The organism is Limisalsivibrio acetivorans (assembly GCF_000421105.1).
Taxonomy (GTDB): domain Bacteria; phylum Chrysiogenota; class Deferribacteres; order Deferribacterales; family Geovibrionaceae; genus Limisalsivibrio; species Limisalsivibrio acetivorans.
On record NZ_ATWF01000001.1, the window covers coordinates 1,494,122 to 1,516,823 of the forward strand.

Here is a 22,702-nt window from a genome sequence, read left to right on the forward strand (position 1 = left end):
TCAAGCCATCAAGCTTTTTCAATACTATTCGATAATTATTTTCCGGTTTATATTGACAATACCCTAGCTGTGCAGTATATTTAATCATGTTAGATGAGTAAAACTTATTTAGGGAGGTCACCATGACCGTATCAGTAGTAGGCGGACTCGACAGACTGAAAAGGGATTACATAAAAGCAGGAAAGAAGAAGGGTGTAAGAACTAAGGTCATCCTGAAAAAACAGAAGCACATAGATGATATACTTTCGAACTCCGATGCCATCGTTCTGCTCACCTCAAATATAGCCCACGGTGTAGCAAACAAAGCTAGGAGCATAGCAAAGCAGAAGGATGTCCCCCTCTTCCAGATCCACAACTGCAGTGTAAGCAGTGTGGAGGACAGTATAAACGACTGCATCACCTGTATGGAGCAGGGCGTATGCTCTGTTAACTGTCTCAATTGCGAAAAATTTAAGGAAGCTTCGAACCAGTAAGCTCAAAAAGTTAAAAAGCTTTCAAAGCTCAGAACCTCCTGAGAATACCACACAGCATTGCTGGAGCCCCTAAAGCTCCGGCTTTTTTATTTCAAAAAGGTCAATAATGTGCTAGATTTATTTTAAATAATAATACCATTTTACATGTTTTTATTTCCGGCGGTGAAAATGAGACTAATAGCTGCACTTCTCTTGCTGGCACTAGCCTTCTCAACGGTTGCGAGTGCTTCTGAAAAGATGGTAGTAAATGTCGGGATATACGATAACCCCCCTATGATAAGCCTGAACAAGAAAGGGGAGGCTCAGGGGATAGGTGTTGATATCCTAGACTATGTCGCAGATAAAGAGAACCTGAAGATCAACTACATCTTCGGCACCTGGAACGAGACCCTAAACCGACTTAAGCAGGGAGAGATCGACGCCCTTTTCCCCATCGCATATTCAAAAGAACGGGCAAAGATATACCAATACAACGAAGAGACCATCCTGACAAACTGGGGACAGGTATACACCCAGCCCGAGCTGAAAATCCAGTCCATACCAGACCTAAACAAAAAGACCATCGCAGTCCTTGAGGATGACATCTATTTCCGCAGCGACCAAGGACTGAACAGGCTCTCCAAGGCCTTCAACGTTAAATGTGCCTTCATCTTTGCGGAGAGTTACAAAGAGATTATCGAGATGGTAAGCACAAAGAAGGCGGATGCTGGTCTGGTAAGCCGTCTCTTCGGGCAGCTCTACGAGAATAAATACCGTGTCACAAGAACCCCGATCCTTATACACCCCATAGAGATACGCTTTGCAATGCCCCTGGGCAGTCAGAAGGGAGTTCTTGTTGCGGATCTCCTCGACAAACACCTTAAAAAACTGAAGGATAACGAGAACTCAATCTACCATCAGTCGCTGGACAGATGGATGGGCGTAAGCGGCATTAAGAAATACTTCCCCTACCTTAAATGGATCTTTTTAGGTCTCGGTATACCTCTTATTATCGCCGTTCTCACAGCTATATACCTTGAACTAAAGATAAAACGTAAAACGAGGGAGCTTCTCAAGAGCAATGTCTCCCTGAAGGATGAGATCGAAGAGCGAAAGCGTATCCAGGATGAGCTTGCCAAGAGCGAGCAGAAGTTCAGCAACCTGTTCCATTCCTCCAACGATCCCATCGTTATCTTCAACTACGAAGGCTACATCATCGACGTTAACAACGAACTCCTCAGCCAGATGGGCTACACCTTCGATGAGCTTGTGGGGCGCAGGATAACCTACGTATTCTCAGATGCCGAAACATCCGATGGAAGCGACCTCTACCGCCAGGATGAAAAATCCGTTTACGAAAGGGATATGTACCGGAAAAACGGCGATAAGTTCACCGCAGAGATCTCCGTAAGCAGCTTCAAAACCCCCGAGGGGCCCCTTGTGCAGATGATCATCAGGGACGTTACCGTACGGCGCAAAACACAGCAGATCCTCGCCCAGAAGAAGCGGGATCTCGAAAAACGTGTACAGGAAGAGGTTGAGCATAACCGAATGCAGGAACAACTCCTTATGCAGCAGTCCAAGCTGGCCTCCATGGGACAGATGATCAATGCCATCGCCCACCAGTGGCGCCAGCCCCTTACAACGATTGGTCTCTATATCCAGGATGTGGAGGATGCCTACGACTACAGCGAGCTGAACCGGGAGTATATAGAGTCCTTCCGCAACAAATCCATGGAGCAGATCTCCTACATGTCTAAAACCATCGACGACTTCCGAAACTTCTTCAAGCCGGACAAAGAGAAAGAGATCTTCGACCTGTGTGAGATTATTCGTGAGGTCCTTTCCCTCGTCCACCCCCAGCTTATAAATAACAGTGTGCAGCTAGCTGTATACTACATGGACGAGGAAGTTAAATTCACAGGAAACAGCATAGAGATACCCACAGGGATAGAATGCGTAACATGCTACGGCTACCCCAACGAATTCAAGCAGGTTCTTCTTAATCTCATAAGCAACTCACGGGATGCGATCCTTGAGGCACGCTCCAATAACAAGAATCAGGAACAAGGCATAATCAAGGTCATCGTCACGCCGGAAGGGGAAACGATAAACATCACCGTTTCAGACAACGGAACCGGGATTCCCGAGGATATCAGGGGAAGGATCTTTGAGCCCTACTTCTCCACCAAGGACGAGGGGCAGGGGGTAGGCATAGGTCTATACATGTCCAAGGTTATCATCGAAAACAATATGGAGGGTCGAATCATCTGTGAGAACACAGAGGAAGGGGCCAGCTTCACTGTTACGCTTAACAAGGCATCGGTCTTCGGTAAAAACTGATAAAGGGGAGCCTGAGCTCCCCTTTTTTATTAATCAACCTTTCCTTCTTTCCTAAGCCTTTCATACCAGAGCCAGTGCTTCTCCTTAATGTGCCCAAGCGTTGTTTCTCCTGTTCGAAAGATCGCCCGGTTGCCACAGCGGTTAAGGGGATGCATGCCGAAATACATATGTGCGATCAAGGCAACACCGATGAGTACGAAGAATACATCGTGAACCATCCTTGCGATATACCACATCTCAGGGCTGAAAGAGCCTCTGAACATCATGACAACTCCAGACCACACCATCGCAGCGATACCTATTATAAAAAGCCATGCAACGGCCTTCTGTCCGAGGTTGTATTTACCCACATCCTTCGTTCTCCTGAAACGGAGATAGGAGTCCGCCAGTGCGTTTATCCCCTTGCCCAGGTCCATGGGGTTCAGGCTGTTTGGCCAGATATGCCAGCCTTTTATACCTTTAAGCATATGTATTGCGAAGGGGATTGTCACCAGCGCAAAGATAAGCGCAGTAACCCTGTGGATTACCCTACATGCCTGTATACCTGTGGCTAGTATCTCGCTCTTGAGGGCGGCATCGGTGAACCAGCTAACAGGGTAGCCGAAGATATAGGCTATCCATCTGAAATTCTCAGAGAACAGCGGCAGACCTGTGAGTATGAAGAATATCATAAGATGGATAATATGCTTATGATACCAGATCTGCATCTCGCTGAATGCGGTTACGATCCTTTCATCGTTATTGTTAGTCATGGCTCTCCTCCGTCACACTCTGCTTTCTCTTGCCGAGCCAATACATAAAATGCCCGAATGCAGCCGCCACTGTGAGCGGTGCAAGGATTCCCCCCGCTTTTTTCGTAAAGTCACGCATGCTTACAGCGGCTCTATAGGGTGACTCGTCCAGCCCGTAGGCCTCCGCATCCTTCGCAGGGGCTATGGTTACCCAGCCGAGTGAGCCCACGAAGGAGTTAACAGTATCGGCGCCGTAAACCATATACTCCTCCCCTGTGATCTCTGAATACCTCGCGGCCCTTTCCCTTGCCTCCGCAATCACTTCTTCACGTTCTCCGGAGAACATTGCGGAGGTGGGACACGCCTCAACACAGGCCTGTTTGAGCCCGTTTTCCACTCTGTCGTAGCACTTTATACACTTATATGTTCTGTTGTTTGCATGGCTGTAGACGGGTACGTCGTATGGGCAGGCATCCATGCATGAGCGGCAGCCGACGCATGTCTTCTCGTTGATAACAACGGTACCCTCACCCCTCATAACGATGGCGTTAGAAGGGCATATATCCATGCATCTGGGTTTCTCACAGTGGTTGCAGTGGTGGAACCGGGTAATCTTCCTCGATTCGGGGTAGCCCCCTATCTCCATCACATCGGGCTTTATATAGGCAAGGTGCTCCCTGCGGGAGTTTGTTCCCCTTTCCACACCGAGCTGCTTATCCCTCTGCAGGCGAAAACGGTTCTCCGCAGAGCAGTTCACCATACAGGAGTAGCACCTGATACAGCTTTGAGTATCGTAGCAGATCGTCATTATGAAGACCTCCTCACCCTGACGATGAAGTCCTGGGCAAGATGCCCTGCATCGAGGGGTGCAAAATTAAAGTTCGAAACATGGTTGGGGTTAAACCCGTACTGGGGAGCATACCTCTGCATCTTCGCCGATCTGTTGAGGTATCCGGCTCCTGTACCGTACCATGTAAACAGAGCATCAGGGTGCACAGTACTGCTGAGCATCACCCTGGCCTTTGTAACCATCTCCGGCTGTTCAATGTTGAATATGTCTACCATATCACCGTCGCTGAGACCCATGGCCGCCCCCTTCTCCTTGTTTATAAAAACAGCATCCCAGTCGATCTTGTCGCCAAACTGAGCGAGGAGAGGGTTGTTTTTGGTCTGGGAGCCACCGAAGGAACCGAGGGGGCTGAATCCTGTAATTGGTATGAAGGTGTCGCTCTCCATGGCATCCATACGTCCGTGCCAGTAGGGCTCTGTCCACAGCGGCAGGGGGCTTCCGTAGTCAGCAAGCTCGGTGCCTCTCTGAACCAGCTCTGCATGGGTTTCTGCAAAGAAAGTGGAATAGAGTTCGATACGTCCGGTGGGGGTTTTCGCCTTAACCTTGCTGTGGGTCTCACCGCACCACATGCCGTTCTCCTTGAGCCCGGTTATGGTGAAATCCTGCTGTTCCCTTTCGTTAAGCCCCTTGATGGAGGCGAGCTGTGCTTCCCATATGGCATCGATTCCCCTGCGGTCAAACTCACCGAAAAGCTCTTCATATGTATCTGCATCCAGAACATTTCGTGCGATCTCATTCATGATCCAGGAGCCTTCCTTTGTATCAAAGAGGGGGTCAACGGCCTTGAAATGCCCTGCAACGGTGGGGTAAGGACTCTTCCATTTCGTCCTGTATTCCTCATCCCTCTCCATGAATGTTGCATCGGGGAGGATCACGTCTGCATACATGCAGGTCTCGTTATAGAACGGGCTTACACATACAACGCTGTCCACCTTTTCAAGAGCCTCTGCAATCTTATAGCCTCCGGCGGAGCCGCCTACGGGGTTCTGTCCCCATGTAAACACCATCTTCACAGGATAAGGCTTCCCCTCAAGGATTGCCTTGAACAGAAGACGCCTGTAATGGGATGTGTCGTGGAGGTAATACTCTGAAAACTGCCTGAAATACTCACCAACGGATTTAACCTTTGATTTGGGTGCCTTACGGTAGCTTCCCACCTTCATCTTTCGTGGGGTAAGCATTCCACCCTCTGCGGCAATGTTACCCAGCATAACGTTGAGCATAACGATAATCTTCTTATCGTTCATAGAATTGGCATACCTGGTGGTTCTGTAGCCCCTCTCGATGAACACAGCCGGCTTGTGTCTGTTAAGGTTTTCTGCCACCCTTCTTATATCAGCGGCTTTAACATCACAGACCTTCTCTGCCCATTCTGGCGTATACTGCTCAGCGGTTTCGGCTATCATCTGGAAGCCTGTCTTCACCTCACGCCCTTCATGCTCAAAGGTTCCGAAGAGCTGGCTACTTCCGGATACCTCTCGGTAAACGATATTTCCGCTGTCATCTGCAACCATATAATCGGCTTTTCCATCCACATCACGGAGCCCCAGTGGGAGTCCGGTGGCAGTGTCCACAAGCATGTCCGCATTCGTGTATTTTCTTATAAAATCTTCATCATAATATTTGTTCGATATAATAACGTTCATTACGCCTAACAAAAATGCGGAGTCTGTTCCGGGACGTATGGGGAGCCAGTCCTGATCGCTCTCACCTGCTTCGGAGGGCCTTCTGGGATCCACAACTGTAACACTGAGCCCGTTCTTCTTACCAAGGCCGAACATAGCCGCCCAGGGGAATGCCACGAGGCCACCGCCGGGGTTTCTGCTTATGAGAACACCGTACTTCGCCCTCTCGTAGTCCGGCGTCCATGAGGCTGAGCCCGACTTGGGCACACCCTTCTGCACACTTCCCCCCATGATGCCGCCGAAACTTACACCGAGGGAGTTTGCAAAACATGTATCGCCGTAGCCAACCGTATTGGGTGTTCCGTATGCTCCGAAGAAGAGCTTATCCAGCCCTGCGGAACTTGTGAAACGGGGGAGATACGACACAGCCTCGGGATGACCTTCATCCCTGTATGATTTAAGCTTGTCCGCCACAAGAGCTATAGCTTCGTCCCATGTCGCCTTTCGGAACTTACCTTCCCCTCTTTCACCAACTCTTATGAGCGGTGACTTTATTCTGTCGGGGTTATAAAGGGCACCCATGGCGGCTCTACCCCTTCCGCAGATACTGGGGTGTGGGCTGTTCTTATTCGATTCGATGCGAACAAGCCTCCCCTCCTGAACATGGCCTACCATAGGACAGTGCTGTGCACACATACGACAACGCATGGAAACCTTTTCCATTATGCCGTAATCAACGGGTGTAAGCTCTGCGGCACTAGCCCTGGGCTGAAAACTCCCCAGGCCAGCACCGGCACCCACAGCAACAGCACTTTTCAGAAAAGAACGTCTGCTGAGCTTTGTCATTCTCTTTCTCCAATAAACCTTTTTTGAGCCCTGTGAGCTCATAGTGTAAGAACCTCTCCTGCGGCTACAGAAAAAACCCAATGAATATCTGCCAGGATACGAACACCTGAAAATACTCATGATTCCAAGTACTTTCATGCATGCTAAAAGACTGAGCCAATACCTGTCATTACACGCATTAATAATATGCATGACTATGGTTAATTTTTCCATAAAAGGTTAAACCAAGGTTAAATTACAATGGGTTTCTTAAAGGAATGAAAGTCTATCTGACTGGTACACATATTGGATTAAAGGATATTCTGAACCATTGTTATGTAAAATACTTGTTAACCCTGCTTTATAACTTTGTTTTATGGAGCGCGGAAGGGCTTATTCATTAATATGTATACATAATATTGTTAAGATATTTATTATCCGCTCCTTTCCCACTGTCTATCAAAATTTGACTATACTTAAAATAATAAACTTAGGCTTAACGGCATACCCGGAATCAGACACGTATCCTAGCAGCAAGGTTCTTAAATACCGGCGGATATATGAGTGCTGTGACTATGGCGGCAAGCACTATCGCCCCTGTGTCTTTGGGGGTATACCAGCCGAGTTCGCTCCCTATTCTACCCACCGCCACGAGCAGTGTCAGCGGGAAGGCCGTGGCAAATGGTATCATGGGCAGGTGCGCGGGGCGAAGGTTTGAGAGCAAAAGCAGCGGGGTTGCGACAATCCTGAGCAGGAGAACCACCGCTGTTATCTCAAGGGCGGCCAGCAGTACCGAGACATCCTTAAGCACACCGATATCGAAATTCATACCCACATCGATGAAGAATACGGGAACGAGGAATCCGTACCCGAAGGTTCCGAGCCGCTCCTGAATCTCATGCCTCTGCCGAAATACAGCGGCAAAGATAAACCCGCCGAGGAACGCTCCGATTATCAGCTTGATATGGAATATGGCCGCAAGGGCTGTGAAGATGAGCATGTTTACCAGCGCACCCCGAACGCCCGTTTCGGTGACTGTACCGGTGGAGAGAAAGAACCTCTGCGTTGCAGGAAACCACCACATATAGAGGGTGAAAAGCTTTATTATTATGAATGCGATGAGCCCGAATCCAGCAACCTGTGCGAGATAGAGCCCGCCGTCCACGCTAAACCCGTACTCGAAGAGGGCGGTTGAAACCATCAGTCCGCTGAGGGTAACCACCTCGCCGATGCTTCCCATGATAAGGAGCATGCTCCCCGTTGGGGTTCCCATGAGGTTCATCTCTTTGAGTATGGGGAACAGAAGACCTATTGCTGTAGCAAGATAGATGAGGGAATACGACGGTTCCCTACCTGTGACCGATGCCGCCGCCACAGCCAGCACCGCCACAGCGATGAAATACAGGAAATAAACCCCAAGGTTCCGTTTGCCGGTTTCTGCTATCTCATCGACATCTATCTCCATACCCGCTAAATACATAAGCAGTATGAAGCCGAAGTCCGATAGAAAAGTGACTATACCCGTCTCAAGACCGGAACCTATGAATGTTCCGATGACGATACCGTAGAGTATCTCCGCCACGGAGGATGGGAGAAAGTCGAACCTTCGCCCAATTATGGGCATAAGGAACGCTCCGGCGGAGATTAGCATCAGGAGTACGGCTTCGTTGGTATGCAAGTATCACTCCCCGGCGAGGTAGAAATCCGCCTCTAGGATATCGTAGCTTATCCTCTCGGGGAACACCTCAATATTATCCCCTACCCTGTAGCGCTTACCCGTTCTTTTACCGAAAAGGGAGCCGGAAGAGTCGTCGAGGACATAGTAGTCATCGCTCAGGTTCTCCATGCGGACAAGCCCCTGTATCATAACCTTCTCAACAAATATAAACAGACCCGCATTGCTCACCCTGCTAATAAAGGCAGCATAGGGCTCGGTGTTGTGTTTTTCAAGGTACTCAAGAGCCTTGAACTTCTGTATCTCTCGTTCCGCCTGTTCTGCGTTCTGCTCGGTTTTGGAGGACTGCTCCGCCGCCCCCTCGAGGCTCTGCCTGTCCACGTTCCAATGGTCTCCAAAGAGCTCGGAGGCTAGAAGCCTGTGGATAACAAGGTCGGGATAACGCCTGATAGGACTGGTGAAATGGGTATAGGAGGCGGAGGCGAGGCCGAAGTGGCCGATGTTGTTCGTTGCATACTCCGCCTTTGCCATGGAGCGCACCAGCATATTCCCCAGTATATTACCGTATCTGGAGGCGTTTACAGTATCGCACAACTCCCGCACACTCCCCGGGTTCACATCCTTGATCGGGTGAACATCAACACCAAAGGAACGGCAAAGCTCCACATACTGCTCAAGTTTACGCTCGTCGGGGTTGCCGTGAACCCTGAACAGGGATACATCCCTCCTCTGCTCAAGGAACTCGCTCACAGCCTCGTTGGCCTCTATCATGAAGTTCTCGATGAGCCTGTGGGCCATATGCCTCTCGAGTGGGCGGATATCCTCAATCTCATCATTCTCGTTGAATACGAATTCGGGCTCGGGGAGATCGAAATCGAGCATCCCTTCCCTCGCCCTGCGCTTTATGATTATACCCGCAAGCTCTGCGGATATGGATATAAGATCTTTGAGCCTCTTGTCCCTCGGCTTCTCCTCACCATCCAGAACGCCTTTGACGTAGGTATAAGTGAGCCTCTTGTTACTCTGGATAACAGAACGGAAGAACTTCGAGGACTTGCGTCTACCCTGTTTATCGAACTCCATCCTTGCGGACATCGTCATACGCTTCGTTCTTGGGCGCAAACTGCAGAGGTCGTTGGAGAGCTTTTCGGGTAGCATCGGTATGGCAAATTCGGGGAAATAACAGCTTGTACCCCGCCTGAACGCCTCCTTGTCCAGCTGGCTCCCCGGCCTGACAAAGTGGCTCACATCTGCGATATGAACCCAGAGGGTGTAGCCCTGAGCGGTTTTCTCTATGGAGACGGCGTCATCAAAATCCCTCGCCGTTTCGCCGTCGATGGTTACGGTGTAAAGCTCGGTGAGATCGGTGCGCTTACCCTTGTTGCGGACCATCTTGGCTGCATTATCCGCAACCTCCTTCTCCACACGTCCTGGGAATTCCCTGGGCAGATCGTATTTCGCCATCACTATCTCGTTATCTATACCCTTCTCGCCGAGCTTTCCGATACGGCGGACAACCTTCCCCTCGGGGTTTCTGTTTTTATCTGGGTATACGAGTATCTCCACCTCAACAACGTCATCCTCCTCTGCACCGAAGGTCTGCTTGGGGGATATGATGATATCGTAGTTGAACCTTTTCTCGAAAGGAACGGCAAGGATATACCCTCGAACACGTTCTATGCGTGCCACAACGGTGGTCATGGAGCGCTTGAGGATAGTCATCACACGCCCCTCCTTCTTACCCTTGTATTTCTCGGGGCGGATGGCAACCCTGTCTCCGTGTACAGCGCCGTTCATCTTCCTTGCGGGGATAAAGATGTCGTCACCGCCCTCATCGGGGGCAAGGAAGCCGAAGCCGTCCGGATGCACGTCCAGCTTCCCGTTTATGGTCTTCTCGTTTCCGGCGGCGGCGTATTTACCCGATTTATGCCGGAATATCTCCCCGCGCCGCTCAAGTTCCTTGAGAAGACGCTTAGCCTGCCTTCTCTCGAGGCGGGCCTGCTTCATTATCATATTAAGGGAGACGGGTGATTTGCTTTTTTCTATAATTCTCAGAATCTTAGTTGAGATATCACTCAAGATCGTGGTCCTTCACCTTTTTACGGAAGGTGTTCCGGTTTATTCCCAATAGTTTGGCGGAAACTGACTTGTTCCCGGAGGTTCTGTCCAGCACAGCCTTTATCAGCGGATACTCGACAATCTTCATGTATTCCTCAAATGCGTTGTAGCTCTCCGCCAGTGCCTCACTCTCAAGTATATTAGAGGCGAGCTTGCTGAGCTCGGAGGAGAGGGAGCCTCCCCCCGATTCCTCAACGGTCTTAAAGAGCTTCTCCGGCAGACACGAGGGGGTTATCTCCTCGGTCTCCGAGTTCACAATAGCATACTGTATAACATTCTCAAGCTCACGGATGTTTCCGGGCCAGCGGTACTTAGTGAGTGCGGTCATACTCTCCTTGGAGAGGGCAAGGACACGGTTCTTTATCCCGCTGTGCTTGCGCAGGAAATGCCCCGCAAGGTATGGAATATCCTCCTTACGCTCCCTTAGAGGAGGGAGGTCGATGCTCACCACATTGAGCCTGTAGAAAAGATCCTCACGGAACTTTGATCCCCGTACAAGCTCCTCAAGATCCTTGTTGGAGGCGGCGATAATCCTCGTATCTAGATTAACTGTCCTGCTCGAGCCTATGGGTGTTATCTCCTTCTCCTGTATAACCCTGAGCAGTTTGGACTGCAGCCCGAAATCCATCTCAGATATCTCATCCAGAAAAATGGTTCCGTGATGCGCCTCCTCGAACTTACCCTTTTTATCGGTTATCGCCCCTGTGAATGAGCCTTTTATGTGGCCGAAAAGTTCGCTTTCCAGAAGCTCCGAAGGGATGGCGGCCATGTTTATGGGGATAAAGGCCCTGTCGTTGCGGTTGCTCTGCTCATGGATCATCCTTGCGATAACCTCTTTTCCTGTTCCGGATTCACCGTTTATCAGGACATTTATGTTCGCACCCGATATCTTGCCTATAAGCTTGTAGATCTCAAGCATCTTCCGGTTCTTGGTTTCATAATCGTAAACCTCCGGATCCAGCTCCACACTAACCGTTTTCCCGCCGGAGAGGGAGTATATCTTATTCTTGAGTTCAACAAGATCAAAGGGCTTGGGGAAGAAATCCGTAGCGCCGGACTTAATGCTCTCAATAACATTGGAGCCCGTATCCTGTGCGGTCATAATGAGGAAATGAACGAGGGGAAACTTCTCCGACCATTCACGCACAAGCTCTATACCGTTCACATCGCCGAGGAATATGTCCACAAAGCATATGTCTATACTCTCACCCTCAAGCACAGCCAGACCGTCAACGCTGTTGTCTGCGGTGATGATGTTCACTCTCTCGTCGGAGAGGCCTTCCTTAAAGAGCCACAGGATGTTCTCTTCATCGTCAATAACAAGCACGTTTACTCTGTTCTTCATCAAAAAAATCCCTACCGTTAAAGAAATAATTGTAACAGTACAGTACTCCCCCGAAAAAGGAGGGATCTATACTGTTATTCTACACCAACCGCACTCGTTTATGATCCTGAAATAATAATAAGTGTACAATATTTAATCAGTCTTTCAGCTCGGCTTCAACAGTAAATATCTTCCAGCCCTCATTACTCTTCACACTAAGCTCACCGTAAACCTGATCCACAAGCCCCGTAACCAGCTGTAGACCAAGGCTTTCGCACTCCTCTGGCCTAAAGTTATCGGGTAAAGGTTTACCGTTATCACCGATGGAAAGTTTTATGCGACCATCTTCCTTTTTCTCAAGCTTAACACCAATTACCCCTTGCTTCCCTTCGGGGAAGGCGTGCTTTAGGCTGTTTGAGATGAGTTCATTGGCAATCAGCCCGAAGGGAACGGACATATCTATTGTCAGATAGACCGTATCGCATTCGAACTCCGGCGTTATCCTGTCCGATGCGCTGAAGGAGGATATAAGCCTGTTTGCAAGATCCACAAGATAGTTACCGAAGCAGGTTCCCGAAAGGTTTTCAGACTTATAGAGCATCTCGTGTATCAGCGCCATGGCGTGGATACGGTTCTGGCTTTCGGTGTAGAGCTCCTGATTCTTTGTGCTTGTGTCCTTCTCCGCTTCCAGACTCAGGATACCGGAGACAACCTGCAGGTTGTTCTTTACCCTATGGTGTATCTCTCTCAGAAGCACATCCCGCTCCTGCAGACGCTCACGCAGCTCCTGCTCGGTATGCTTCAGCTCGGTGATATCCTGGGCGACACAGACGAGGTAGGGCTTGCCACTCGGTTCCTCTGCTATCTCCGAAACGGACCAGTTGAAAACACGCCAGTCACCGAACTTGGTGACACACTCCGATATAAAGACACCCTCCGCCCTGCCGCCTGAGCAGATGGCAGTGAACTTACTTCTGAATTCTGCGCAGTCCAGAACCTCCAGGATATTCCGGTGGGAGGTCTCCAGGCTGGACCAGCCCAGTAGTCGCTCACAGGCAGGGTTCCAGCTCTCAACCAGCCACGCTCCCTCATCCCTGTGGCAAATGATTGTACAGAGAGGACTGTTCTGCATATAATGGCTGAGAAGCCTCTCATTAAACCTTGCCTTCTTGACACGGGAGAGATCACGCAGGCTTTCGACTATGCCTGTCATATTACCGGAAGAATCACGCATGGGAGAGGATGTCACATGAAGGGGGATTTGCCTGCCAGCGGCACCCTCCACAACCTTCTCGAACTCGATAATCTCCTCACCCTTGTCGATAAAAAAGCGCAGGGGGCATTTATCCGTATCACACTGCATGCCGGGAAGAACCTCACCGCATTTCGACCCGCGGTAGTCATCCTTATCACCACCGAAGAGTGTCACAAAGGTGTCGTTAACATCCTTGATAGTACAATCTCTATCGATAACGGCCATTCCGTCGTAGGTTGTATTAAAGATCCGCTCAAGCTCATTTCTGGAACGCAAAAGCTCCCTCTGCCCTATGTTCCTCATATATGAGCCAGCCTTGAAGATAAGCATAATAAGCAATCCCAGCAAAAACAGGACTATATTCTGGATTCTGTGAAAATTCAGTGATTTGTGTACATTCCGATTGATCGCTTCAAGAAGAACTGCCTCCGTCTCGGAGTTGAATCGGATAAGCTTATCCAAAACCTCCACAGCACCCGCAAACACATTAGTGAACTCACTGTACACATAGAAGAATTCCGCATAGCTCTCTGCCTCGGCAATCAGTTCGGCGTATCCCCTAACCTCCCGGGTATAGATAGAAAAGCTCTCCACAAGACCTTTGTACTCCGACAGCTTATCACTCCGAAACCTTGGCAGGATAACACGCAGCATATACTCCTCATAGGCTCTGTGCCTCTCCTGTGTCTCTACAAAATGTCTGGCAAGCCTTAGAGAACTCTTTTGAAGATCCAAGCCTGTATTGGCAATCTCAGGGCTTATGAGTCTGTTAGCCGTATCGTAGAGCTCATAGGTAACGCTTATGTTTTCCCGCCCGTATCCCTCCACAATGCCGTGGAGATCGTCCATATAGTCGCTGGTGCGCTCATTATGAAAGATCATTATCAAAAGGAGGAGAATGAGGGCGATCACAAGAACAAGCTGGATCTTATAGAGAAATCTATGATTGGGTAGTAACTCTTTTATCTTCAATTGGCCGCCCCTTGTTGTGTCTCCACCTATAGTAACACTCAGGCAGCATATGCGCCAGATACTAATTACACCCGATTCCTGTTGTAAAGAAATTGTTTAAGGATTATTATTATTTTTGAACACACAAGCAAGGAGTCCCATGAAAACCGAAGAGAAGATACATATAAACGAACTTAAGCCCGGAATGACAGTTACCAAAACCGACAAACAGGGGCTTTACTTCCCGTTCTTCGACAAGGAAATCACCGATCAGCGCCCGATAAATGTACTCAAGAATTCCGGCGTATCATACGTTTACATCCTAAACGAGGCTGAACACGACACAGAGGAAGAGACCGCCGAGATCCTTGGTGAAACATACTCCCAGCTCCTTGGTAAGCCAGTTGATAAATCGGATTTCATCTTCACAGACGCACCCGGCCTTTCCGATATAATGGAGGCGAAGGAGGTTTTCGGCAGGGCGAAGGAATCCGCCAGAAAACTACTGAATACACTCCGGATGGGAGGCAAGCTCGATGTGGCAGGAGCCAGAACACTGACACGGGAGATGGTCTCCTACTGTTCGGAGAAACCCAAGGTTTTCTCAACAATGACCCAGCTTCGTGTTCAGGATGATTACACCTTCAGCCACTCCCTCAACGTCTGCATCATATCCATAGCCCTCGGCAAAAGGCTCGGTAAAGGGGGAAAGGATCTTGAGAAAATAGGTCTTGCCGGGCTTCTGCAAAACATCGGGATGATGAAGATACCAGAAGCTATAGTAAACAAGCCGGACAAACTCACAGACGAAGAATATACAACCATCAAAAAGCACGTGGAGATTGGTGCAAAAATGCTTCAGGATGCCGGCTTTGATAAGGATATCGTAACAGCCGTTCTGCACCACCACGAGAAGTCCGACGGCTCCGGCTATCCATACGGCTTAACCGAAAGGGATATATCACCCATTGCAAAGCTTACCTCAATCGCAGATGTCTACGATGCCGTAACCTCTAAGAAATCCTACAGTGAAGGCAAAACACCCTCCGAAGCACTCAAGATGATATTCAGCTGGTCGGGGAGGCACTTCAACGAAACCCTCGTTAAGTTCTTCATCAACACTGTGGGGATCTATCCGGCGGGAACCGTTGTTCTGCTTGATTCTCAGGAGACTGGCGTTGTTCTCGAACAGGGGAAAGGGGATCTAACAAAGCCGAAGATCCTCATCGTTAAGGACACCGCAGGAACAATAGCACACAACCCCGTTGTCTTTGATCTGGGAAGGATGAATATAAAGACAGGAAAACCGCTCAAGAAGATAATCTCAAGCATAAACCCCAAGGACGCCGGTATCTCTCCGGAGGAGGTTATAAGCTCCTTCACAGAGAGATACAGAAAGTCCATGGGCTGATTCTTTTCCTATATTTCGAGTATCTTTATCAGGTTCGTGGTTCCGGGTTTTCCGAGGGGGAAGCCTGCGGTTATAACGAGTCTGGACCCTTCAAAAGCGATATTATTCTCAACACACCACTTCGATGCGAACTCGAACATGTTGTCTGTATTTGTGAATTCCGGCGAGATGACCGGCATAACCGCCCATAACAGCCTCATCTTGCGTACTGCCTCCACATCGGGGGCGAGGGCGATCACCGGCAGGGATGGACGGTAGCGAGATACACCCATGGCTGTAAAGCCTGTTCTGGTATAGGTAACAATGGCCGAACACTCCAGGTTTTTGGCAATATCCGCCGCCGCACTACCTATGGCCAGGGATATCCCGTCATAGGTGCTCCTGACCCTCCCCTGACAGTATTGGTCGCAACGCTTCTCCGTGACCAGAGCGATGGCGCAGAGGGTTTTCACAGACTCCACAGGATACTCGCCCACGGCTGTTTCATCGCTGAGCATCAATGCATCGCTACCGTCCATGATGGCATTCGCCGCATCACTGGTTTCCGCTCTAGTGGGCCTGGGGTTCTTAACCATAGAGGAGAGCATCTGAGTAGCTGTGATAACAACCTTCCCCGCCTTCATTGCAGAATCGATAATCTCCTTCTGCACAAGGGGAACCTCCTCATGGGGCATCTCAACACCCAGATCACCCCGGGCAACCATGATTCCGTCCACATGGCGAAGTATTCCTTCCATCTCAAGGATAGCCTTCGGCTTCTCAATCTTAGCGATGAGATAGGGGGAGCGGCCAGATTCGTTTATAAGCTTCCTCGCCTCGATAACATCCGCCTCGTTCTGTACAAAGGAGACTGCAACAATATCGATTCCCTGCTCCATGCCGAACTTGAGATCGCTCCGGTCCTTCTCCGTGATAGCAGGAATGCGAAGGTTTGATGTGGGGAGGTTAATACCTTTCTTTGAAAAGAGCCTCCCACCGTGGATAACCTCGCAGTGGACCCTTTCATACTCGATGCTTTTAACACGCATCTCCATGGTTCCATCGGCGAGGAGTATCCTATCACCCTCACGAACATCGTCTGCTATATAGCGGTAACTCACGGGGATACTCTCCCCGTCATACTCCTCACCAGATCTAAGCACTGCTGTTTCACCGGGAACAAGGCGCAGGCCCTCTTCGGGGATGTGCCCCACCCGTATTTTGGGACCGCCCAAGTCCTGCAGTATCGCAATCTCTCTTCCGCAGTCCTCGGCTGTTTTTCTTATTTTCTTGATAATCTCTCTGTAGGCATCCTGATTCCCATGGGAAAAGTTCAGACGTATAACATCGAGACCGGCCTCAATGATCTCCCTGAGTTTACCCTCCCCATCAAGGGACGGACCGTAGGTGCATACTACTTTAGTTTTTCGGTGTATATGCTTCAAAGCGGGCCTCCTTCTTTTAAAGAAGGTTAGCATGGCGGGGGGGATGTTTTCCACAGAAGAATAGTGATATAAATGTCAGGCAGGGTATTAAAGAGCAGCCCTGTTCAGCTCCTCTTCCTCAACTTCGATGTTTACGCAGATATGACAGACAACGCCGGTTTCAGCACATTTCCCCGCTTTATAAACGGAGCTTGCGCCGTATGTGCTTTCCATAGCCTCTTCAACAGCCTTTTTCACTGTTTTAAGGAACCCCTCTCTGTTGTCCACAAAGCTAAGATCCCGCTCATGCAGGCCACGGAAGAAATCCTCAGGGCTTTGGCCGCTGATGAACTCCTCTGAGTAATCAAAACTGAAAACACCGGGCGCTGTCTTACACCCCAGAAACAGTTTTATCGTCTGCAATTGTCTCTCCAAAAATAAACTAAAAACGGTGCAGTTTCGCTCTAAAAGGGCAGAATTCATGCTCATACCGAATGATAACCGCACAATGGTTTAATGAACGTTAAGGGTGGAAAAAACCGGATGACAAACCGATTCGCAAATACACACAACTCTTTTATAGAACGAATAAAAGAGGCCGTGCAAAACACACACCCCTATACATCACTTCTTCTCTATAGATAACCTTATCACATTTGAATTGTGCATGCGATTTTTTTTATAAATGATGAGAAAAAAATTGCTTATACCATCGGCGTTGCAGTATAGTTCTCAAATGTCAGTTGGAGTTTTCGATTCCGGTGTCGGCGGCCTTACGGTCTTCCGCTCCGTATCCGCAGCCTTTCCTGAGCTGGATCTGTACTACCTCGGCGACACCGCAAGGGTCCCCTACGGTAACAGATCCAGGGAAACCATCATCCGCTACAGCATGGAGTGCGCCGGTCATCTTATCAATGAATGCGGATGCAGCGCCGTTATCGTTGCATGCAACACCGCTTCCTCTTTCGCCCTTGAGGTTCTAAGGGAGAGGTTCAGCATACCCGTTCTGGGAGTTGTACGACCCGGTGCTTCAAGGGCGCTCTCCTTAAGCTCAGCAGGAAGGATTGGAGTTATCGGCACAAGGGCAACGGTGCGCAGCTCCTCATATAGAAACACGCTTAACGAAATGAACGGCAGGGAGCTGGACATAATAGAGAAGGCGTGCCCCCTCTTCGTACCTCTCGTGGAGGAGATGCTTGTGGAGGGGGAGATACCCAAGCTTGTTGTTAATAGTTATCTTGATGAAATGGTCAACGACAGGGGGATCGACACCCTCATCCTCGGCTGCACCCACTACCCTGTTCTCAAGCCCCTGATACAGGATATATACCCGGAACTCAGAATAGTGGACTCCTCCGAGGTTATCATTGAACATATGCGCGAGGCCGGTCTAAATGGTTCAGAGAAGGGTGTAAGAAGGCTTCTGGTAACCGATGAATCCCCAGCCTTTGAGCTCCTGAGAAATGAGCTCGCCGGTGATGCAGAAACCGAGCTCATAAGGCTTGCCCAGAATATTTACTGAATGTTCAAATATCCATATCGAATAAAAACGCCTCCCCATATACTACTAATACAAAAAGATAATGCCACCATTTTGCTCATATAATATTTTAACATTATCCCTTGAAAAGATATGTACTATTCATATATTATAAACTGTAACAAACGAACGCTAGTTCACACAGGAAGGGCCAAGTTGTTAATAACATTTAAGTAGCCCCCGATGTCGGTAATGTCATCTCTGGATGGCTTCGTGGAGCCGGCAAGCGGGGGCATTTTATTTTGTTTAACTATTCCGTATATGACCAGTGAGCAGGATTGTATGGGGACTTGAAATTTTTGGAATGTAAGCCATACGGGCAAGCGTATAAGGAGCTGGACTACTCCTCCGGCACCTGGCTGAAACGGAGGGACGCTCTTATGATCTGCCCACTTCGAAGACCCATATTTATATTCTTCTTGATCCTCTTCTCCGCACGGCGCAGTATCCTCTGAACCGTCAGCTCCTGTGCCTCATACTCCTCCAAAAGCTCCACAGCCTCTGCGCTGATTCTTTCCGTCTTTTCCACAAGCTCTTCGTTCACAGACTTATGGGAGGGCTGGAGCAGGAGATATGCGTTAAATGTGTGTCCATCTCGAAAGTTAATCGTGCCGACCTCCAGCGGATAAACACCAACCACGCCGGAATATCTGTTTTCTGTGGTAACGCTCCATTCGGCGGACATCTTGAACCCGCCACCTTTGTTTTCTTCTGTCTTGAATACTGTTTTCGCCTGCACCGAAAGAGCAAATGATATGATAATAAGAAGAACAGCTGCTTTTTTCATTATTTACCTGCCTATATACGCATGGAGATTGGAGAAGAGATTCACCGTAAAAGCCACAAGCTTCTGAAGCATCCATGGCGAGAATATGATAACCGCACCAACAACGGATAGGATCTTGGGGATGAAGGTAAGAGTCATCTCCTGAATCTGGGTAACAGACTGAAAGATACTAACAATAAGCCCAATGGCAAGCCCCGAAAGAAGCATGGGGGATGCAATAAGGATCGCCATCTTAAGCGATTCCGAAAGAAGGGTGATAACCATATCCGAAGTCATAGATTGCCTCCTCCACTAATATAAACTTTATGAGGATCGCTGGAAACAGAAAAATTAAAGGAAACTCTTCACAAGGGATGTGACGATAAGCCCCCAACCGTCCACAAGTACGAAAAGCAGGATCTTGAACGGAACAGAGATCATAATCGGCGGTAGCATCATCATACCCATGGAGAGAAGAACGCTCGCCACAACAAAATCTATGATAAGGAACGGAAGATACAACATAAAGCCCATCTGGAATGCGGTCTGCAACTCACTCACCACAAAGGATGGAAGCAGAACCGAATCGGGGATATCGTCAACCGTCTTAGGCCGCTCTGTACCAGAAATATCCAGGAAAACACGAACATCCTCACGACGGGTATTATAGAGCATGAACTCACGTATCGGCTTACGAACCCGCTCATACATCTCGTTGAATGTGATCTCTTCGTTGAAATACGGTGCCAGACCCTCCTCATAAACCTGGTTGAATACCGGGGTCATGATGAAAAACGTGAGAAAGAGAGTAAGCCCAATAAGAACCTGGTTGGGGGGCATCTGCTGGGTTCCCATGGCCGTACGGAGGAATGAGAACACGATGAGGATCCTCGTGAACGATGTCATAAGCACGAGTATGGCAGGTGCAAGGCTCAAAATGGTTATGAACAGTATTATCTGCAGGGTAACGGCCACATCCTGCGGGTTCTGCCCCTGTTCCACCCCGAAGGTGAAGCTCGGAAGGGGGAGAGGCTCTGCGGCGAAGGCGGATGTGCTTAAAAGAAGCAGAAAAACTGTTATCAACGCTCTCTTAGTGATTTCAGCTTCTCCTTTATCTGGTTTCTCGAAACGTCTATATCGGCCTTAAGCTCTCCACCTTTCTTGAAGAAGTTGAAGTAGCTCGAGAACTCTGTCTTGCGGGAGAAGCCGGCCTTGATCACCTCTATCTCCTCCTCGTCGGTTATCTTATCCACAAGGTTTATCCCCATGTCTGTAACACCCATAATGTACAGTGCGTTGCCCAGCTCATAGAAATATAGGCTCTTGCGTATCTCAAGATCCGCCTTGCCTAGCAGTCTCCCAGAACCGGGGATATCGGAGAAAACCTTCCGTTTCATAAAGCTTTTAAACATCCAGAAGATAACGAGTATCATGATAACAACGAAGATGAGACCCGTAACAATACGCAGGTAGGACCCTGCGTTTATCTCCTGATTCCCCTCACCATCGGCGGTCTGAACGCCCTCCAGCGGGAAGGAAACGGTGAGCTTGCCGTTGTTGGAAAGAACATCCGGCTCTATAAGAGTTCTCTCAAAGTCTACTATAAGTTTCTTACGTGTGCCGTCGGATTTTATATAAGCCTTATCTACGGGGCTATCCCAGAAATCCTCACTGTACTCAATATCTTCGGCTGTATCAAAGCTTATGATGTAAGAGTTATCCAGCTTGATACTGCGGACATTGGAATATCCCTTCTCAAACTGGATGGATATGTACAGGTGCTTATCCCCCAGCTCTGACTTCACCTCGGCAGAGTGTGCCGGAATGGTTATGTACAAAACAATAAGAAGAATCGCGGGGAGGAGCCTAGTCATAAATTCCGTCTTTATACATCTCGGTGAGGGTTTCCTTATTGAGGATCTCGGTGATCCTCACCGCAAATCGATCATCAAGGACCATAACCTCGCCCAGTGCAAGAGGTTTATTGTTCACAAGATAATCCACAGGCTCACCCGAGGTTTTATTGAACTTAAGGATGGTTCCCTTCTCCCAGTTCAGCATCTCACGTATGCTGACCTTCTTACGGCCGAGCTCGACCATAACGTCAAAGAGAACCTCTCCGAACTGTGATTTTACGTATTCATTATCGTAATTCTTCTCGGAACTCACTGAACCACAAACTCCGTAAGATAAACATTAAGCACCTGCCCCTTGGTGAGCAGGGAGTTAAGCCTTCTGGTTATCTGCTGTTTTAGTATCATCTTCCCCTGTGAGGAATTGACCTCCTCAAAGCGCTTGGATGAAAGTATAGTCAATATTGCATCCCTCAGCTGGGGCTTTCTTGCATCCATCTCTTCCTTGAGCTCCTTGGACTGGCCAAGCTCCACCTGCAGGGTAACACGAAGGTATCTGCTTCCACCCGGGTCCGCAAGGTTTACTATAAAGCTGTCAAAGGGATAAAGCTCTCCTATCTGCTGAGGCTCATTTGTGGGAACCTGCTCGTTCTGCTGTGCCGAAGGATTCTCCGCAGGTTTCTCCTTAAAGAGGAACATATAAGCTCCAAATCCGCCCCCTCCGAGAATAATCAGGACAACGAGGAGAATGATAATAAGCTTCAGCTTGGATTTCTTTTTCCCGCCCCCTTCCTGTTGGGCATTCTCTTCATCTGCCATTAAAATCCTCCATCTTCCTCTGTGTTTTCATCTTCGAATATATTCTTTCTACTCTCGGAAAGTTCGGGGCTGACAAGGTTCACCTCAACTCTCCGGTTCTTAGCTCTGTTCTCCTGCGTTATATTCGGCAGAAGTGGATGATACTCACCGTAGCCTGATGCAGCAAGTGTCTGGGGATTGACCCCCTGGTCTATCATAAACTTAACCACCGAAACAGCCCTTGCCGTAGAGAGCTCCCAGTTTGAGGGGAACCTTGCGGACCTGCTCGGCGTGTCGTCGGTGTGCCCCTCGACCAGTGCATTATACGGCGAGCTTTCGATCACCGCAGAGAGCTTTGAGAGAAGCGGTCTCGCCTCCGGTCTCAGCTCTGCGCTGCCGGGTCCAAAAAGTACAGAATCCATAATACGTACAGAGACGCCCTTCTTGGTCTCCACCACGGTCACAACCTTTGAGAGGTTTGCAGATTTAACATAGCTCTTGATGGTGGCGATGGTTTTTGTCTGCACGTTATTCTTCGTGTCCACAAAACTGATGCGGGACACGATATCCTCAGCGGTCATCTCGGTTTTACTACCGTGCTGAAGTATACCCATAGAGCCCTGCAGAGAGCCGAGGGCCTCTTTAATCTTTCTTTTATCCATGGAGGACATAGCTAGAAGGAGAACGAAGAACGTAAGTAGAAGCATATTCATATCGGTGAAAGTGGCCATCCACTTGGGTGCGCCCTTTTCACACTCGGGGCATTTCTTCTTTCCCACACG

At 49.1% G+C, this 22,702-nt stretch carries 20 protein-coding genes; 4 read left to right on the forward strand and 16 right to left on the reverse strand.

What is annotated here, in order from left to right:
• The first annotated feature begins 122 nt into the window (after positions 1-122).
• Positions 123-473 carry a DUF2325 domain-containing protein gene (locus K300_RS0107100; RefSeq protein ID WP_022850976.1) on the forward strand — a complete coding sequence of 117 codons (351 nt, stop codon included), beginning with the start codon at positions 123-125 and terminating at the stop codon, positions 471-473.
• Positions 474-641: 168 nt separating this feature from the next.
• Positions 642-2,795: an ATP-binding protein gene (locus tag K300_RS16130; RefSeq protein ID WP_022850977.1), complete on the forward strand. Its 2,154-nt coding sequence runs from the start codon at positions 642-644 to the stop codon at positions 2,793-2,795.
• A gap of 29 nt (positions 2,796-2,824) precedes the next feature.
• Here the strand turns inward: K300_RS16130 and K300_RS0107110 are convergent, their stop codons facing one another.
• From K300_RS0107110 to K300_RS16140, 7 genes are all read right to left on the reverse strand, one after another.
• Positions 2,825-3,547, reverse strand: a complete 723-nt coding sequence (locus K300_RS0107110) for a cytochrome b/b6 domain-containing protein (RefSeq protein WP_022850978.1) — start codon at positions 3,545-3,547, stop codon at positions 2,825-2,827.
• Entirely contained in the window at positions 3,540-4,334 is a 795-nt protein-coding gene (locus tag K300_RS16135) for a 4Fe-4S dicluster domain-containing protein (protein WP_022850979.1), read from the reverse strand. The genes K300_RS0107110 and K300_RS16135 overlap by 8 nt, the downstream gene beginning before the upstream one ends.
• Positions 4,334-6,847 carry a molybdopterin-dependent oxidoreductase gene (locus K300_RS0107120; protein ID WP_022850980.1) on the reverse strand — a complete coding sequence of 838 codons (2,514 nt, stop codon included), beginning with the start codon at positions 6,845-6,847 and terminating at the stop codon, positions 4,334-4,336. The genes K300_RS16135 and K300_RS0107120 overlap by 1 nt, the downstream gene beginning before the upstream one ends.
• 493 nt (positions 6,848-7,340) lie before the next feature.
• Positions 7,341-8,504, reverse strand: coding sequence for a cation:proton antiporter (locus K300_RS0107125; RefSeq protein WP_022850981.1), 1,164 nt, complete (start codon positions 8,502-8,504; stop codon positions 7,341-7,343).
• Positions 8,505-8,507: 3 nt separating this feature from the next.
• Positions 8,508-10,580 carry a ribonuclease R gene (rnr, locus tag K300_RS0107130; RefSeq protein WP_022850982.1) on the reverse strand — a complete coding sequence of 691 codons (2,073 nt, stop codon included), beginning with the start codon at positions 10,578-10,580 and terminating at the stop codon, positions 8,508-8,510.
• The gene (locus tag K300_RS0107135) at positions 10,573-11,964 is read right to left on the reverse strand and encodes a sigma-54-dependent transcriptional regulator (protein ID WP_022850983.1); all 1,392 of its coding nucleotides are present in this window, start codon (positions 11,962-11,964) and stop codon (positions 10,573-10,575) included. The genes rnr and K300_RS0107135 overlap by 8 nt, the downstream gene beginning before the upstream one ends.
• A gap of 136 nt (positions 11,965-12,100) precedes the next feature.
• Positions 12,101-14,170, reverse strand: a complete 2,070-nt coding sequence (locus K300_RS16140) for a sensor histidine kinase (protein ID WP_022850984.1) — start codon at positions 14,168-14,170, stop codon at positions 12,101-12,103.
• Between the two features lie 139 nt (positions 14,171-14,309).
• Here K300_RS16140 and K300_RS0107145 point away from each other — a divergent pair, with 139 nt between their 5' ends.
• Entirely contained in the window at positions 14,310-15,560 is a 1,251-nt protein-coding gene (locus K300_RS0107145; protein ID WP_022850985.1) for a cyclic di-GMP phosphodiesterase, read from the forward strand.
• Positions 15,561-15,568: 8 nt separating this feature from the next.
• Here the strand turns inward: K300_RS0107145 and pyk are convergent, their stop codons facing one another.
• Both pyk and K300_RS0107155 read right to left on the reverse strand, forming a co-directional pair.
• Positions 15,569-16,984 carry a pyruvate kinase gene (pyk, locus tag K300_RS0107150; RefSeq protein WP_022850986.1) on the reverse strand — a complete coding sequence of 472 codons (1,416 nt, stop codon included), beginning with the start codon at positions 16,982-16,984 and terminating at the stop codon, positions 15,569-15,571.
• An 87-nt stretch (positions 16,985-17,071) separates the two neighbouring features.
• Entirely contained in the window at positions 17,072-17,386 is a 315-nt protein-coding gene (locus tag K300_RS0107155) for a hypothetical protein (RefSeq protein WP_022850987.1), read from the reverse strand.
• A gap of 313 nt (positions 17,387-17,699) precedes the next feature.
• Between K300_RS0107155 and murI the strand changes: the two genes are divergently transcribed.
• Positions 17,700-18,485 (forward strand): glutamate racemase, encoded by a 786-nt coding sequence (gene murI, locus K300_RS0107160; protein ID WP_022850988.1) that lies wholly within the window; start codon positions 17,700-17,702, stop codon positions 18,483-18,485.
• A 358-nt stretch (positions 18,486-18,843) separates the two neighbouring features.
• On the opposite strand, the gene K300_RS0107165 is transcribed toward murI, so the two are convergent.
• The 7 genes from K300_RS0107165 to K300_RS0107195 are packed head-to-tail and all read right to left on the reverse strand — an operon-like array spanning position 18,844 to position 22,699.
• Positions 18,844-19,290, reverse strand: coding sequence for a hypothetical protein (locus K300_RS0107165; protein ID WP_022850989.1), 447 nt, complete (start codon positions 19,288-19,290; stop codon positions 18,844-18,846).
• Positions 19,291-19,293: 3 nt separating this feature from the next.
• Positions 19,294-19,566, reverse strand: coding sequence for a flagellar biosynthesis protein FliQ (fliQ, locus tag K300_RS0107170; protein WP_022850990.1), 273 nt, complete (start codon positions 19,564-19,566; stop codon positions 19,294-19,296).
• Positions 19,567-19,620: 54 nt separating this feature from the next.
• On the reverse strand, positions 19,621-20,349 hold the full coding sequence (fliP, locus tag K300_RS0107175) for a flagellar type III secretion system pore protein FliP (RefSeq protein WP_026836352.1): 729 nt from the start codon (positions 20,347-20,349) through the stop codon (positions 19,621-19,623).
• Positions 20,349-21,143, reverse strand: coding sequence for a FliO/MopB family protein (locus K300_RS0107180; RefSeq protein WP_022850992.1), 795 nt, complete (start codon positions 21,141-21,143; stop codon positions 20,349-20,351). The genes fliP and K300_RS0107180 overlap by 1 nt, the downstream gene beginning before the upstream one ends.
• On the reverse strand, positions 21,136-21,438 hold the full coding sequence (locus K300_RS0107185; protein ID WP_022850993.1) for a FliM/FliN family flagellar motor switch protein: 303 nt from the start codon (positions 21,436-21,438) through the stop codon (positions 21,136-21,138). Before K300_RS0107185 ends, K300_RS0107180 begins: the two co-directional genes overlap by 8 nt.
• Positions 21,435-21,941, reverse strand: coding sequence for a flagellar basal body-associated FliL family protein (locus K300_RS0107190; RefSeq protein WP_022850994.1), 507 nt, complete (start codon positions 21,939-21,941; stop codon positions 21,435-21,437). The genes K300_RS0107185 and K300_RS0107190 overlap by 4 nt, the downstream gene beginning before the upstream one ends.
• Entirely contained in the window at positions 21,941-22,699 is a 759-nt protein-coding gene (locus K300_RS0107195) for an OmpA family protein (protein ID WP_022850995.1), read from the reverse strand. The genes K300_RS0107190 and K300_RS0107195 overlap by 1 nt, the downstream gene beginning before the upstream one ends.
• Positions 22,700-22,702 lie beyond the last annotated feature (3 nt).